Source organism: Legionella maceachernii, assembly GCF_900167045.1.
Taxonomy (GTDB): Bacteria; Pseudomonadota; Gammaproteobacteria; order Legionellales; family Legionellaceae; genus Tatlockia; species Tatlockia maceachernii.
Genome location: NZ_FUXJ01000017.1, coordinates 23436 through 38183, shown reverse-complemented (window position 1 = coordinate 38183; position 14748 = coordinate 23436). Strand labels below are relative to the sequence as shown.

Sequence of the window (14748 nt, the reverse complement as noted above, 5' to 3'; positions counted from 1 at the left end):
TTATCCACCCCCTTCATTGAGAATAAATTTTGTTTCAAATTTGCAAAAAATAACTATGGTGCAAATTATTTGATACAATTTGACTCCTTAAAAGTTAACGAAATTTGCCGCGGTTAAACTAACTACAACCGCAGAGTGTTGTATGCCTACACTAAAAGAACTCTCAGCATGGGCTAGTAAATTTGAAAATTCATTCCAGCCCTGTAAAATCCCCAACTTTCCCTCTGACTTATCAAATAAACTAAAGTCGTTAAAAACTCGAGTTCAACAACAATCGTATGCCAATGAATCTTTACTAAACAAAGCAACTCTATCGTTATTAACACGTCTCTATATATTAAGCGTTGGGATATCAGAGAGTAATACTCATTACAGTGTTGCAGAACGAATTAAAGTCGCAAATAATATTATTAAAGGGATCGATTTAATAACCACTGTTCTCAATGAGCCAGGCCATACAAAAGCACTCATCGATTTAGAGAATATGCTCTATTCGGGTGCTTTTGAATTAAGTGCCCCCCCTTCCTGGAGACACTTTTTTCTATCGACGATTGACAAAGTGGTTAACGGTATCAATACAGGTCGGGCTTTCTTCTTTCGTAGCCACTATACACGCAGCCGCTTGGCTACTCGTGAGATAATCACTAAGTCCCTTCAGCAGTTTATATCAGTTGCAGAAAATCAGTTCACTACGCGCAATAAATTATCTTCGTTGCGCCCCCAAAAGACTCTTATTGATATTCAACCGACCGAAAGTGACAAAGCACATATTTTGTATCTTACCCCGGATATAACCACCCTATACAACACCTTTTATCTTCGCCATCAACAAGACATAGTAGTGAGCTTCACTGCCAAAGCAATGCTTGAGTCGTTGGATCGTTTCGCAAAGGAAACGCTACTCGCCCAAGATAATCAAGTCATCAATGCCTATGCTGAACAAGCATTTTTAGCGAGCCAAGAATTAGTTGCTGAGTTACTCAGTGAGCATACACCTTCCGTTCAACGCATGAAACGATTAACAGTCTGCTTTGAGCAAACCGCAAAGGTCATTGCCAACCCTGGCAAAAAATCCGAAGTAAGAAAACTGGAGAAACTGGTTGAAGAGAGTGACTATAAACGCTTTCATTGCGATAAGGAAAAGACAACTTACGCAATTATTCACATTTTAGTGTCCGCAGCGCTTCTCACTTTAGCAATCGTTGAGGCGGTGATAAGTCACGGTATTTCGTTAGCGTCTCATTTGTGGATTATCGGCGCAGAAGGTGGAAGCTTAGGAGTAGGGTTTGGGCAACTCTATTACTTCTCAAAGAGTGAGGTCAAAAATACCTTTTTCTCCCATTCAATGGAAAAATTAGCTCAAGTTGCTAAATCCAAATCAAGACATGAGGATTGGCAGGACAAGGAGAATAGTGAAAATCGAAGAGAACAGCTCTTGCATCAAGTTTATCAAAACAGTGTCGCTAAATCTCTTTTTAGCAATGAATCTGAGCAGTTACTCGCTTCTTTAGAAACGCTACGAAAGAGTATTCGCCAATCTCAGCAAACGCTCTTATATCCGCAAGCAAATGCCGTATTACAAAGTGCAGAAGAGTTAACCATTGATCTATTTCGTTCTCAATCACCCTCGGGGATTTCGGCTATCCGAATGAGTAAATTACGGGAATGCATTGACGCTGCAAATGAAGTAGTCTTACACCCTGATAATTTGCAAGCAATGAATCGATTGGTGACTTTAATAAGCCAAGGCGATTATGAAACTAAAAAAATCATTAAACGAAACATCATTATTGCTTGCCTATTAGCTGTTGCTAGCATTGCTCTGTATATTATTACCATTACGGGAACTATTTTTTCAGCCGGCGCTACTTCAGGCACGATTATTTCACCCGTGATGCTTTCTGCTGTAGCAGCGCATAAATTTGCGCATGCCTCACATCGAGAACGCACTCGCTTTAGTGATGAAGCCGAAGCATTAACCGAACTTGCCCAAGTAGCAAGTCACCATTTAACTTCGATTTCCCCAGAGATAATCGAAACGCCTGCACTAGCTAGTTTTTAGTACCGCAATCGCCCCATTCCTCTACGTCCCGGACGTAGGAGTAAGAAATAGCATGGGCTACTCGTTACTTGCCTGGCTTAATTCTGAAACCATGAAAGTGGCATTGAGTTTATCCGCTAAATCAATTTCTATCCGATCACCTGGGTGCAATCGTCCTACCCCTCCTGGGGTGCCCGTAAAAATTAAATCGCCTGTCTGAAGTGTAAACATCGAACTTAAATAATGAATAAGGTAAGGAATATCAAATATCATTTGCTGAGCATAACCCTGTTGCCGTATTTCTCCGTTTAATTTCATTGCAAATTCAAGCTGGTGCGGCTTTGCAATTTCTTCTGCGGGTACAAATTGCGATACGCAAGCAGCATAGTCAAATCCTTTTGCTAAAGCCCAAGGCCAACGTCTTTCTTTCGCTTGAGTTTGCAGATCCCGGGCGGTCAGGTCAAGCCCAACGGCATAACCCGCGATGCATGACAATGCCTCTTCGGGTTTAATTTGTTTTGCAGCTTGGCCAATTAACAACACCAGCTCAGTTTCATAATCAATTTCCTTGGAAAATGCAGGTAAGTGGATTCGACTTTCGGTATTCAGAGCAGAGGTGGGTTTTAAAAAAACCAGTGGCGTACTTTCCGATTTGTTTTTCAATTCTGCGATGTGATCGCAATAATTTCGTCCGATACAAAAAATATTGCCCACTGTTATTGCCCGATTCGTATTATAAAAATGAACTTGTTTCAAAGCGGTTCCCCTGAACCCAAACAGTTGACTAGTTTTACCTAAATTCCACAAATAATTCAATGTTGACTCGTTAATGAATGAAATCCCTCTCAAATAATTACGGTTAATTTTCTAAGAATCACTATTGAGATTAAAAAAACCTAGGAACAGCGAGAGGGTTGCATTATATTTACACGCTTATAGTTATTTCAGAGTAATTGTTGTGCACCAATACCAAGATTTAATTACCGTTTTTAATGATTGCTTCGCTAAAACATACAACACTGTATTGGTAAAAGGAGAGGATGAACCCCTGTATCTTCCTGCGGATGAAAATCGGCCGTATCACACGCTCTTTTTTGCCCACGGTTTTTTCAGCAGTGCTCTCCATGAATGCGCTCATTGGTTAATTGCAGGAGAAGCACGCCGAAGACAAATCGACTTTGGTTATTGGTATGAACCGGACGGAAGAAATGCTGAACAACAAAAACACTTTGAACGTGTAGAGGTGAAACCACAAGCATTGGAATGGATTCTTTCAGTGGCTACCGGCTATCGCTTTCGAGTAAGCCTTGATAATTTGAATGGCATAGAATCAAATCCAAATGGATTTAAAGAAGCTATTTATCAACAAGTGCTCATTTATTGTGACAAGGGATTACCCGAGCGAGCAACACTATTCCGCAATGCCTTGTGCCAATTTTATAAAACAAATCCTCTTTTGAGAGCAGAGGATTTTACAAGAGAATCGTTGACTTGAGTTATCAATCATTTTCTCCCTGAAAAAGGGCGGTAAGTGTTTCTTTAAAGGGATTGGTATGCTCAGTGATTGGAATAATTGCCTTACCCAATGAAGTATATACGGCATTGATTTGAGGTAAAGTAATGAGCTGAGAAAGATGTCTTCTAATGGTATCGATATCTCCTCTTTGCAAAGGTCCTGTAAGCGCTTTTTTATGATCAAATTGCTGTAAATTTTGCAATGCATCCTGCATGAGCATGGAAGTAATTTGATAAGCTATTTTTTCGTCTACTCCTGCAAACTGATAGCATTCGCTCGCAACATGATGAAGACCCACCAAGTAATTATTAGCAATGACACCAGCCGCATGATAAATGGCTTTCTGCGCCTTAGTCACAGGAAATAAGATTGCACCCATACCCGCAAATAATCGATGCAAAACAGGAAAAGCAACTTCATCGCCTTCATAACCACAATAGGTACCCGAGAAATGCTCAGCACTTAATTTCGGATTCGCAAAACTTTTCACTGGATGCACACTGAATGCATAACAACGAATCTGCCCTACCTCTCTAAGTGCCTCTGAAGATAAAGAACCGCTGCAATGAATAAAAATCGCTCCTTCTTTTATTTTAGCTTCGGCTAGCAATTCATTACAGGCCATTTCGATCTGATCATCTTGCGTCGTAATAAAGTAAATATCCGCTGGAGAAAGCTCACTATAATTAGTGCAGCCTTTACCTGCACCAATAAATTCAACAGCAGCCTCTGCACTTTTCAAAGAGGTCGTTACTACGTCTTTCACATTGCCTAGCTGGTGCATTGTTATTAATCGCCCAAGCGTTTTCCCTACTTTTCCGCACCCAATAAAATTAATATCTAGCATTCACTCATTTCCTACCGCTTGAGCTCCTCTTAGCAATGAGCTCTTTTGATGGTTTACTCACCAACCCGTGCTAAATCCTGAGTCATTCAGTAAACCTAAAAGGTATTGTCCGTATCCTGATTTGGCTAGTCGGCTACCTGCTGCTTCTAATTGTTTATCATTTATCCATTTTTGTCGCCAAGCGATTTCTTCCGGGCACGCAATTTTAAATCCTTGTCGTCGCTCAATCGTAGAAATAAAGTGAGAAGCTTCCAACATCGCTTCATGGGTTCCCGTATCAAGCCATGTATAACCTCGCCCCATGATTTTAACTTTAAGCAACCCAGCTTCCAAATAACGACTATTAACATCAGAAATTTCGAGCTCTCCGCGTGGTGAAGGTTTAATCGATTCAGCAATTTCAACCACATGCGGATCATAAAAATACAATCCGGTTACTGCGTAACGGGATTTAGGATTTTTAGGTTTTTCTTCAATGCTTAATGCTTGGCCATTTTTATCGAATTCTACCACACCGTAACGTTCAGGATCATGAACCGGGTAGGCAAAGATACTGGCCCCAAGCTCGATTTCTTGGGCCTGCAGCAAAATAGCCTTTAAGTTATGACCATAAAAGATATTATCACCAAGTACTAACGAACAAGATGAGCCATTTAAAAAGGCTTTGGCGATGATGAAAGCCTGTGCCAAACCATCGGGCGAGGGCTGTGTTGCATAACTTAAATTTAATCCCCACTGCATTCCATCACCCATGAGCTCACGAAAGCCAGGAAGATCACGAGGCGTGGAAATCACTAAGATCTCTTGAATACCTGCTAACATTAAGGTGGTTAATGGATAATAAATCATTGGCTTATCAAAAATGGGCATTAATTGTTTGGAAATAGACAGTGTTGCAGGGTATAAACGTGTCCCTGCCCCTCCTGCTAAAATAATTCCTTTTCTTTTCATAGGCTCACTTCTTTCTGTTGATAAGCATAATGCCTTTGGAACCACTCTTGGTAATGGCCGGAAACCACGTTATTCAGCCATTGCGTGTTGCTTAGATACCACTCTACTGTTTTACGTATTCCGCTAGCAAATGTTTCCACAGGTTTCCAACCCAATTCGTTTTCAATTTTCTGTGTATTAATGGCATAACGTTTATCGTGTCCTGGTCGATCAGCGATAAACGTAATTAAGCGTTGATAACTTCCTCTGCCAGTAGGTTGAAATTCATCTAATAATTGACAAATGGTGTTAACAATTTCTAAATTCGTCATTTCGTTATGGCCGCCAATATTATAGGTAGAGCCAATTTGTCCCAATGCCAATACACATTCGAGGGCTCGGCAATGATCAATCACATATAACCAATCACGAATATTTTTCCCATCACCGTATAAAGGTAAGGGCTTTCCAGCCAATGCATTCGTGATCATCAAAGGAATAAGTTTTTCTGGGAATTGAAATGGGCCGTAATTATTAGAACAATTAGTAGTAAGAACCGGGATTCCATAGGTGTGATGCCAAGCCCGAACTAAATGATCACTCGCCGCTTTGCTCGCAGCATAGGGACTGTTTGGCTCATAATTTTTTTTTTCAGTGAAGGCTGAGTCTCCCGTGTTTAAAGAACCGTATACTTCATCCGTTGATATGTGCAAAAATCGAAATTTCGCTTTCGCGTCAGATCTAAGTTTTAGCCAGTATTCTCGGACTGCTTCTAGCAGCTGGAAGGTGCCTTCTATATTTGTTTTGATAAATTTTTCTGGCGTATGAATTGATCGATCCACGTGACTTTCAGCTGCAAAATTAATAATGGCCCGTGGCTGATAATTAGCCAATAATTGTGTAATTAGTGCTCTATTTGCAATACTACCGCATACAAATAGATAGCGCTTATCTTTTTTTATTACGGTCGATAAATTATCGGGATTAGCGGCATAAGTTAATGCATCGACATTAAGAACAGGCTCATCATGCGCATTTAACCAATTCAATATAAAATTAGCGCCTATGAACCCACATCCTCCAGTTACTAGAATCATTAGACTACTATCCTTTTGTCCAAATTCATCGACTGATGATCACCGCGAATTTTTGTTTTTTTAAATGAGTAAGCTAACCTACACCATTTAATGAGTTTGCGCTTTGAACCACCCGATGCTAAGAAAGAGCTGAATCTACCGTTACAGCGACATGATCAACAATCCTGCTGGCAACACCTATCACAACGCTATAAGGAGGAACTGATTTAGTCACAATCGCCCCAGCGCCTATCATTGCCCCTTCACCAATTGTAATACCTGGCAAAATCACTGCACCGGCCCCTATTGAAGCGCCTTTTTTAATATGCGTTTGCAAAAATTTATCTGGATATTGCTTAGAGCGTGGGAATTTATCGTTTGTAAAGGTTACATTTGGACCAATAAATACGTCTTGCTCAATGCGAAGACCATCCCACAGCTGAACACCCGATTTAATTGTTACTCGATCACCAATGATTACATCGTTTTCAATAAAACAATGAGAGCAAATATTAACCTCAGAACCGATTTTAGCCTGAGGCAAAATAACAACAAATTGCCAAATCCGTGTGCCTTCGCCAATCGTTTGTGATTGCACATCAGCTGTTTGATGTATGACAACTGATCTATTCATTAAAAATCAATCAAACCCTTTTTTTAGATTGCAGGAGTATAGTCCGAACAAAAATAGAAGTCTATTATTAGTCACTTAGAGCAGGTCCTTACTAAGCTTCCCTTTAGTTAGAGAGTCTATTATTGAGGAATTAATAAATAATTCACTGTGAATTCTCCCCCGATGCACATCCCTATGTTGTTCCCCCATTTTTCAGCCTCTTCCTTTGTGATAATGGCAGGAATTTGAGAATCATATTTGGCATGGCACTTGTCGAAACTTGTGGGGACTAACGTCAAACACTTGTCATAGCTAATCTTTGCAGCTTTCATTTGTTTATTTAAATCAGAATCTTCAATGAAACTCTTGCAGATTATCTCGGGTGCCAATTCTTTAAGATCCCGCATCCAAATTTCTTTTGGCGTTCCATCGGCAAAGGCTGAAATAGAAAGGAAGGTAAAACTTATACCAATTATTGGCTTATAAAATAGGTGATTACGCATAATGCCCTTTTCCTTTTTATTGGGATAGTTAAAGAATAGATACCGCCGGTGTAATTTTCCACATTAAAGAGCACTATACTTAGAGAAAGAAAATTTTGGGATATACCATGGAAAATAAACCAATTAAAACACCAGGAGCTGATCATCCTATAACCATCGAGAAAAATCCAAATCGCATTATGGTTATTGTTGGTGGGAAAGTCGTTGCTGATACTTATAATGCTTTAACTTTACGCGAAGCCGATTATCCTCCTGTTCACTATATCCCTCGTCAAAATGTGAACATGGCATTACTGCAACGACAGGCTCAAAAAACCTACTGTCCGTACAAAGGGAATTGTTCTTATTACACTATCTCAGCCAATGGGCAGAAGCGAGAAACGGCTGCTTGGTCATACGAAACCCCTTATACAGCCGTAGAACCAATCAAAGAGTACATTGCTTTTTATCCTGACCGGGTCGACGCTGTGAGTGAGACACAATTTGCTTAGTTACTAAATACTATTAAGTTGTTATTAGCGGCATCGACGCTACGAAAACTCAATTATATTAAGCAAATATTCTTTTAATATTCTGTTAATAAAACTGTGGAATAATGTGATTAAATTTTTATTTAAAAGCACGTTACATGAGCATTAAAGACATAAGTTACGAAGAAAGCAATCAAGAAATCATCCTGGTTGGAGAAGACATTTTTAATGACAATTTTGAAATAAACTGGGCAAAGAAAAGAGAAAAAAAAGGCTCTTTAGCAGTTCAACTTGTGAATAGTCAATCATTTATTCCGCCGTCCGCAACGCCTAATTGCTTAACCAAAATAGGTCATGGATATTATGATGAAAAAAACATGGCCATGATTCGATTTTGTGGTAACCAAGAGGCAGTTATTATTAATGAATTTGTTAAAACATTACTCTGCTTTCCTTCTATCACAAGAATAAATTTATACTCTTGCAAGTCTGGTTTATTACCACTCTCCTCTGCTGAGAAACCTTTGAGTGAACGTATTCATAAGAAAGATACCATTAGAAAAAGCGAAAATGCTGGTTCTCTAAGCTTTGCAGAGCATTTCATTCTAGAATTGGGAAAAGCATTTCGTGCAAAAGGATCACCATTCCCAGAGAATCTATGGGTAGTAGCCTGCTTAGGCGATGTGAAACATAACAATGGTAGACTAGCTATCTCAAAAAATAAAAGAGAAATTCCTGCAGAAAATTACCTCATAGCCGATTACCAAACAGGATTGGTTCAAATAAATTGCAGCCAATTTCTTGCAACTTATCAGAGTTGTCTTGCAACCGCAATAGCAACTACTCAGTATCCTTTATCTAGAGTAATTATGGATCCAAAGACATTTGGAAAATCCCCTTCTGAAAGTCCAGCGTCTCAAGCGATGGAGACAGGAAATGGATTAAGCATTCACTGGGCTCCTAACTTCTTTGAATCTAGCCAAACTAAATCCAACAACATCTATACAGTTTTAACTGAAAATTTTTCTTATAATTAGTTTGATTTGTCAGCGAAAAAAGCAATATATTTTTGAGAAAACATCAGCATTCTTTCTCTGCAATAATTCTTTGTAATATCCTTAGAAAATCATGGATATTTTTTATCATAAATGAGATAATTTTTTGCCATGGAAAACGAATGGAAAAATAGATGGGAATTATTGATATTCCAAACACCGAAATGGAACAAGAAATTGTTTTAATGGGTGAGAGCGATGACAATTTCGAAAAAAATTGGGTCAAAAAAAGGGAGTTAAAGGGGGCAACCATAGCCTCACTCAATGAAACAGGATTTCCAAACAATTTAAGGAACCCCTCGTGCCTAACTAAAGTTGGTCATAGCGCTTGGGAAGATATGGCCATGTCTGGGTTTCGAGATGATGAAGATGCCCCGATCGTCAAACGGGTGAATGAAGCATTAATTCAATTTCCCTCCATCAAACGCATTAATTTATATTCCTGCTTATCCGGCGTATTACCTCAATCTTGCGAAAGACTGAAACTACGCGATCGTATTAAAGATCAAGCCGATGAAGCGATAAAAAAATTAAGTTACGCTGAACATTTTATCTTAGCTCTTCAAAAAGCATTTCTCGAAAGCGAGACTGATTTTCCAAAAGATCTATGTGTAGTAGCTTGTCTAGGCTTAGTGAAACATAACAATGGAAGAGCGGGTATTTCGAGAGGAAAAAGACTAATTCCTCAAGAGAAGTATACTGAAATTGATCCTATTAGTTTTTTTGTTAATATTAATTGTGCGCAATTTCTCGCAACATACCAACAACATTCAACCCAAACCACAAAATCCAATTCTTATTCATGTAGCCCGAAAGCTACTTTTTTTGCTAGCGCTTCTTCCACAACCACAATGCAAGAAAATCAGGATTTCACAACTTTGGACACGCAAAGCCAACTTGAAACACCTAAAAAGAGAACAAGACCTTTTTTCGCTAAAATGACAAATCCTTATACAGTGCTGACCGGTGAACCTAATTCTAACTTCCCCACCCATTAGTGCAGTGGGTTAATGAGCTAGTATCTCTTGTTTAAGTCAAATATTATTGGCCTTGGCCCAACATTTGATTGGTTTCACTAACAAACCTATTTTATTCACAAAAGCCTATTACTTACACTTAAAACGCTGGTTTAAGCAACTCCAACGCTTCTTGTAAAAATTCATAGGCTTGTTTGTTTATTCCAGGACAACTTGACTCGCGAGGACCAGCAATGTTGAGTACGGAAACGTGGTGTTCTGCCAACCATTCTCTAAATTGCTCTATCGCATTTTCCCTTTTATCCAATCTAATGATCAAATAAGGCTTGTTTTGATGCTGAGACTCTGTGATGGTAAGGTAAGTACCGTCTTTTATTTTTGTAGACAATGGCCAGGTTGGTACGATAACTAAAGTCCCATCAGAATCCCGAATATTCAATTTAGTCCTCTCTTGCGGGTCTGCCGTCACAGTTTCGTTCAAAAAAGGATATTGCTTATACACACAAACACCATTTTCATCCACTCCCCCTTTTGGAACCCATCCTCCCAAAGGAATTCCCCTTTGTTTGGCAATAGAAAGTGCCGCTTGATCAACTCCAGTCTGGCCACCTGAGACTATTTTAATCATTTAGAAATTCCCTTCTCATACTTCAAGAATTACAATAACGCCCAAACGTTAAGTGGGCTATCCGAGGACATTCCTGAAGATTAAGTCTGACAAACGATCCTGTAACTTATTGTTTTACTTTCGCTTTAAATCGCATTATAGAAGGCAACAGCAAGATCATAAAAGATACCATCGTTGCAACAGCCGCCACTTTCTCCCAGAACCAACTATGAATTGGTAACGAATCAAAAAGAAGGTGATAACCCATGGAAAACAGTGCAATATTTTCTTAAAATCTGAAACTTACATCATCATTGGAGTTAGGCTATTCTTGATGTCTTCCTCTATGGGGCAAAGCAACCCTAATTCAGTAAATAATTCTGGCTTTGCCGTTTTAAATTGGTCTTTTAGCAATCTGAAAAGCATTTCTCGCTCATGAGAAGAGTAATTTTTTGTCGCATTCATGAAGGACTCTCTATTAAAAGACTTATCCTCACCAGTTCCACTCATATAATACTCTTTAAAATAAGCGGGGTAAGTGCGTAATAAAATTTTAGCGTGGTCAAATAGCTTCTGTCTGAGGCAAAATACTAAAATATCATCACTATTTTCATCGATATAAGAGAAAAGCTCATAAAAATCAACTCCTTCGTGCCCTTTAATTGAATCCATCACCGCTTTAAAGTCTTTTTTGCTCAAAGTGGATATAGCCCTATGCAAAAAAGTTTTGTCAGTGCGATCATGCACCAAAAGATTTGCCTTGTTATTGATTAATAGATTTATTATTTTTACAAACGAGCTTTTATCCTCATGAGTAGAGTAACCAAGTAAAGCAAAAAATAAGGGGCAGTTACCTGAATGATGTTGTTGCTGATTGATACAGGCCCCGCTATTGATAAGCCATTGAACGTTTTCAAATTGGCCAAAATAGCAAGCAAGCATCAGCGGAGTGAACACATCTGTTTGCTCGAAACTAAGAAGAGATCTGTGTTGTTTTTTAAGATAAGGAAGATTGATTTCTTCAGGCTTATAGGGTGTGTCCATTGTCGATAACAATTTATTTTCTAAAATCGCCTCTCCTATAGGGGTTGCGAGCAAGCTATCCCCATTTTTTACGTTCAGTGCGGGCATGTTTCTAGGCGATTTAACTGTTTGATAGGGATACGTGGAATACAAGTCTTCTGTCGATCGCCAATCATCACTAGGGTTAAGAAAATAAAAGTGTTTCGATGTGTTTTCATCGTAAACATTATAATCCACTAAAAACTGCTGACCGGCCTTAATATCCGCCGTTGTCATTACTTTTACGACTTTCTTATGCTGTGATTGACCGGCTATAAACCTCACATTCGCTTGGGTATCTGAAAAATTAATATAACGCGTGTAATTTCCTTTCGTACTTGCATCAATTACCTTTCCTCCAATCACCATAGCGTAATTCCCATTCGCTTCAGCATTTCCTTGTAGATATGCTTCAAAGCCTTCCGGTGAATACTCCTCTCCGGTATAAAGACCCACACACGTTCCTTTGGGAATATCACGCGTCGCAAATAATCCACGCCCATTAATACTGGTTAATAACGCAACTTTACGGACAGTGACCCAATCAGGATTGTCTAAAGGAGAGGAAATATAAGTATCCGTAGACATCTCCTCTTTTAATCCTAGGGTTGTAAGAATTTTCTGGATAGAAGAGCGTTCTTTCACCTTGTGGCTAATACCCTCCATAGCTCTACTTTTCTTATTGCTGTTTTCTGAAAAAAATGAAATTTGGCTCTTTCTTTTTTTTGGTGTTTCAGCTTGAGTCTGCGGATGTGAAATTGGAGAAGTTATTACAAAATCGCTATATTTTGTGGGAAGAGACCTTTTTCGTTGTTTGCGTTTACTCATAATAAAATTCTTAGCCTAGGTTTTCTGTTTAAGTGCACACTGATCATTTAAACAATCATTGGCCCAATAATGGCACAGAATTCTATCTTAATTTTGCCTACCTTGCAAAATTCCTATTCTTTATGGATTAAAAATGACATTTAGGAGACTTTTTAATGCGCATTAGGCCACATCCTCAAGCGCTAATCGAGACATTTGGCTTAGAACATTTAAACTGATATAACACCATACCTATAAGTCCCATACGTATAAGTACAATTAATGAAAATTTGGATTGATGGCGATGCTTGCCCTAAAGCAATAAAACAAATCATATATCGTGCCGCAACAAAACGTCTGGTTTCAGTAATCATCGTTGCAAATCATTTAGCAACTTCGCCCCCCTCACCATTGATAAAAAAAGTGCAAGTGGAATCAGGTTTTGATAGTGCAGACAACTACATTATCAATCATGTACAACCGCATGATCTCGTGATTACTGCAGACATTATATTGGCCGACCAAGTCATTACTAAACAAGCGTTTGCGCTTAATCCAAGAGGTACACTGTATTCGACTAACAATATCAAGCAAACCTTAAGCATGCGTAACTTAAATGAATCCCTGCGAGAAACTGGCGTAATGCGAGGAGGATTAAATACGCTGAGTGCCAAAGAAATTCAGCTTTTTTCGAATCATTTGGACAAGATAATTACCAAATACCAAATCAACCATTAATTTTATTTAATCATTTTCACCCATTAAATTGTTAAATTAATGTATAATGTGCTCTTATTTTTTCTCAAAAGTTCAATGTCATTTATGGGTAAAAATGGAAATTTGGTTACTGCTGTCAGAAGACTTTATCGGTACTTACAAGTATCGTCTTGTAAGGTGCAACAAGAGTTTATAAAAATACTCTTGCATGGCAAACGAGCCTCAATGGAGGTTAATTTTGCAGGATTAGGCAAGCAAATTCATCGCCCTAATATTCACGAATTGACACAAATAAAAAAGAAAATTGCTGAATTCATTCACTCAAAGAGTCATTCTACAGCATTCATTAATTGTTTGAATGAAGTCAGTGATGACATTAATGCCGTGATTGATTATTTTAAAGAAATAAGAAGCAAAAACGGATTATTTACACCCAGAAGGCTCAAAATCTTTAATGAACTTTACTCTGATACAGAAAATTGCTTTCATGGCAAAATTATTTTGCCTTTAAGCCAAGCAATGGATTTTCGCTTAGGTAGTATTCCCGGTGCTTGCGTTGGGTATGTACTTGAGTGGATTAGATGCCTTCTGCTCAATAAGAATCCTTTTGGAATTAATCCCACTAACCCGCCTTTTTTTAAACCCTTAAAATACCGCTTATCGGCAAATCAATATTTAAGCCTCAATCATACCATTCCGATAACTTTAAATGTCTTTGATTTCCAAAATACACACTATGACTCGGGTAAATTATCTAAAAGAATCAATAATGAAACTCCGGAATCATTTGAAATTCAAAGTGAAACCATTGTGAGCGAAAGGCTGTTCCATCACTCAGAAATGCTTGCCAAAGACATCATAAAAAATGTCACTGAATTTCCTGATCGCTATTTTTATTTATCCATGGCTAATTTCGCTGCAGGACATGCCATGGGCTTTGGTAAAGATGAGAATGGATCTTATCATTTTATAGATGCCAATAGCGGATGGTATTTATTTGCAGACGAAAATAATTTTCAACAATGGCTATCTTATTATTTTAAACAAATGGGTTATGCTCAGAGGTACTGTTCTTACGAAATTACTTCTTATGAATTAATAGAATCTAAACTCCATAAAGAGGGTTTCAATACCATTATTAAATTGCTAGGCAGCGTTGTTAACGAAATATTTTTAGTAATCGCCATTTTTATTATTGACCTGTATCAAAAAGTAAAATTACTCAGTGAATTTAGGCACAGAAGAGAAGAAAGTCTTGAAATGGAAGAAATTGTGCGTCATGACTCTATTCAAGAACCAACTAAAGATGACAATTATCCCTTTGAAAAAAAGTCCCTTAAATATGCCTCCAATGCGAATCTGGATGGGTTACTTGATTTATCCCCTCATGCGATTGAACATAAAAAAAAGCAAATGAAAATGAATTCACCTTTTTGGCAACCATGGAGTCCTCACCAACCCACTAAAGCAGAGAGCAAAGGGCTACAATCGGGTCCACGATAATTTTATTGATTGCTACCTGGGCCC

The 14748-nt window shown here is 38.4% G+C and carries 15 protein-coding genes; 7 read left to right on the top strand and 8 right to left on the bottom strand.

Translation table 11 applies throughout. The annotated features are described in order from the left end of the window. Positions 1 to 142 precede the first annotated feature (142 nt). On the top strand, positions 143 to 2062 hold the full coding sequence (locus tag B5D33_RS13395; RefSeq protein ID WP_058451110.1) for a hypothetical protein: 1920 nt from the start codon (positions 143 to 145) through the stop codon (positions 2060 to 2062). A gap of 57 nt (positions 2063 to 2119) precedes the next feature. On the opposite strand, the gene B5D33_RS13390 is transcribed toward B5D33_RS13395, so the two are convergent. Then, positions 2120 to 2797 carry a fumarylacetoacetate hydrolase family protein gene (locus B5D33_RS13390; RefSeq protein WP_078767466.1) on the bottom strand — a complete coding sequence of 226 codons (678 nt, stop codon included), beginning with the start codon at positions 2795 to 2797 and terminating at the stop codon, positions 2120 to 2122. A 202-nt stretch (positions 2798 to 2999) separates the two neighbouring features. Here B5D33_RS13390 and B5D33_RS13385 point away from each other — a divergent pair, with 202 nt between their 5' ends. Further along, a complete protein-coding gene (locus B5D33_RS13385) occupies positions 3000 to 3536 on the top strand; it encodes an elongation factor P hydroxylase (protein ID WP_058451111.1) in 537 nt (178 codons plus the stop codon). Positions 3537 to 3540: 4 nt separating this feature from the next. On the opposite strand, the gene B5D33_RS13380 is transcribed toward B5D33_RS13385, so the two are convergent. From B5D33_RS13380 to B5D33_RS13360, 5 genes are all read right to left on the bottom strand, one after another. Next, positions 3541 to 4404, bottom strand: coding sequence for a Rossmann-like and DUF2520 domain-containing protein (locus B5D33_RS13380; protein ID WP_058451112.1), 864 nt, complete (start codon positions 4402 to 4404; stop codon positions 3541 to 3543). 57 nt (positions 4405 to 4461) lie between these two features. Next, complete coding sequence (rfbA, locus tag B5D33_RS13375) at positions 4462 to 5355, bottom strand: glucose-1-phosphate thymidylyltransferase RfbA (RefSeq protein WP_058451113.1); 894 nt, start codon at positions 5353 to 5355, stop codon at positions 4462 to 4464. Next, positions 5352 to 6431, bottom strand: a complete 1080-nt coding sequence (gene rfbB, locus B5D33_RS13370) for a dTDP-glucose 4,6-dehydratase (RefSeq protein WP_058451114.1) — start codon at positions 6429 to 6431, stop codon at positions 5352 to 5354. Before rfbB ends, rfbA begins: the two co-directional genes overlap by 4 nt. Positions 6432 to 6549: 118 nt before the next feature. Further along, entirely contained in the window at positions 6550 to 7044 is a 495-nt protein-coding gene (locus tag B5D33_RS16995; RefSeq protein ID WP_058451115.1) for an acyltransferase, read from the bottom strand. A gap of 119 nt (positions 7045 to 7163) precedes the next feature. Beyond that, positions 7164 to 7526, bottom strand: a complete 363-nt coding sequence (locus tag B5D33_RS13360) for a hypothetical protein (RefSeq protein ID WP_058451116.1) — start codon at positions 7524 to 7526, stop codon at positions 7164 to 7166. A 107-nt stretch (positions 7527 to 7633) separates the two neighbouring features. Here B5D33_RS13360 and B5D33_RS13355 point away from each other — a divergent pair, with 107 nt between their 5' ends. From B5D33_RS13355 to B5D33_RS13345, 3 genes are all read left to right on the top strand, one after another. After that, positions 7634 to 8017, top strand: coding sequence for a DUF427 domain-containing protein (locus B5D33_RS13355; RefSeq protein WP_058451117.1), 384 nt, complete (start codon positions 7634 to 7636; stop codon positions 8015 to 8017). A gap of 137 nt (positions 8018 to 8154) precedes the next feature. Next, the gene (locus tag B5D33_RS13350) at positions 8155 to 9033 is read left to right on the top strand and encodes a hypothetical protein (protein WP_058451118.1); all 879 of its coding nucleotides are present in this window, start codon (positions 8155 to 8157) and stop codon (positions 9031 to 9033) included. A gap of 152 nt (positions 9034 to 9185) precedes the next feature. Continuing rightward, entirely contained in the window at positions 9186 to 10049 is an 864-nt protein-coding gene (locus B5D33_RS13345) for a hypothetical protein (RefSeq protein ID WP_058451119.1), read from the top strand. A 118-nt stretch (positions 10050 to 10167) separates the two neighbouring features. Here B5D33_RS13345 and B5D33_RS13340 read toward each other — a convergent pair whose 3' ends face one another. Further along, on the bottom strand, positions 10168 to 10656 hold the full coding sequence (locus B5D33_RS13340) for a putative molybdenum carrier protein (protein WP_058451120.1): 489 nt from the start codon (positions 10654 to 10656) through the stop codon (positions 10168 to 10170). 282 nt (positions 10657 to 10938) lie between these two features. After that, positions 10939 to 12363, bottom strand: a complete 1425-nt coding sequence (gene ankI, locus B5D33_RS13335; protein WP_160158638.1) for a Dot/Icm T4SS effector AnkI/LegAS4 — start codon at positions 12361 to 12363, stop codon at positions 10939 to 10941. Positions 12364 to 12786: 423 nt separating this feature from the next. Between ankI and B5D33_RS13330 the strand changes: the two genes are divergently transcribed. Both B5D33_RS13330 and B5D33_RS13325 read left to right on the top strand, forming a co-directional pair. Continuing rightward, complete coding sequence (locus tag B5D33_RS13330) at positions 12787 to 13242, top strand: YaiI/YqxD family protein (RefSeq protein ID WP_058451122.1); 456 nt, start codon at positions 12787 to 12789, stop codon at positions 13240 to 13242. An 84-nt stretch (positions 13243 to 13326) separates the two neighbouring features. Further along, positions 13327 to 14724 carry a hypothetical protein gene (locus B5D33_RS13325; RefSeq protein WP_133141006.1) on the top strand — a complete coding sequence of 466 codons (1398 nt, stop codon included), beginning with the start codon at positions 13327 to 13329 and terminating at the stop codon, positions 14722 to 14724. Positions 14725 to 14748: the final 24 nt, after the last annotated feature.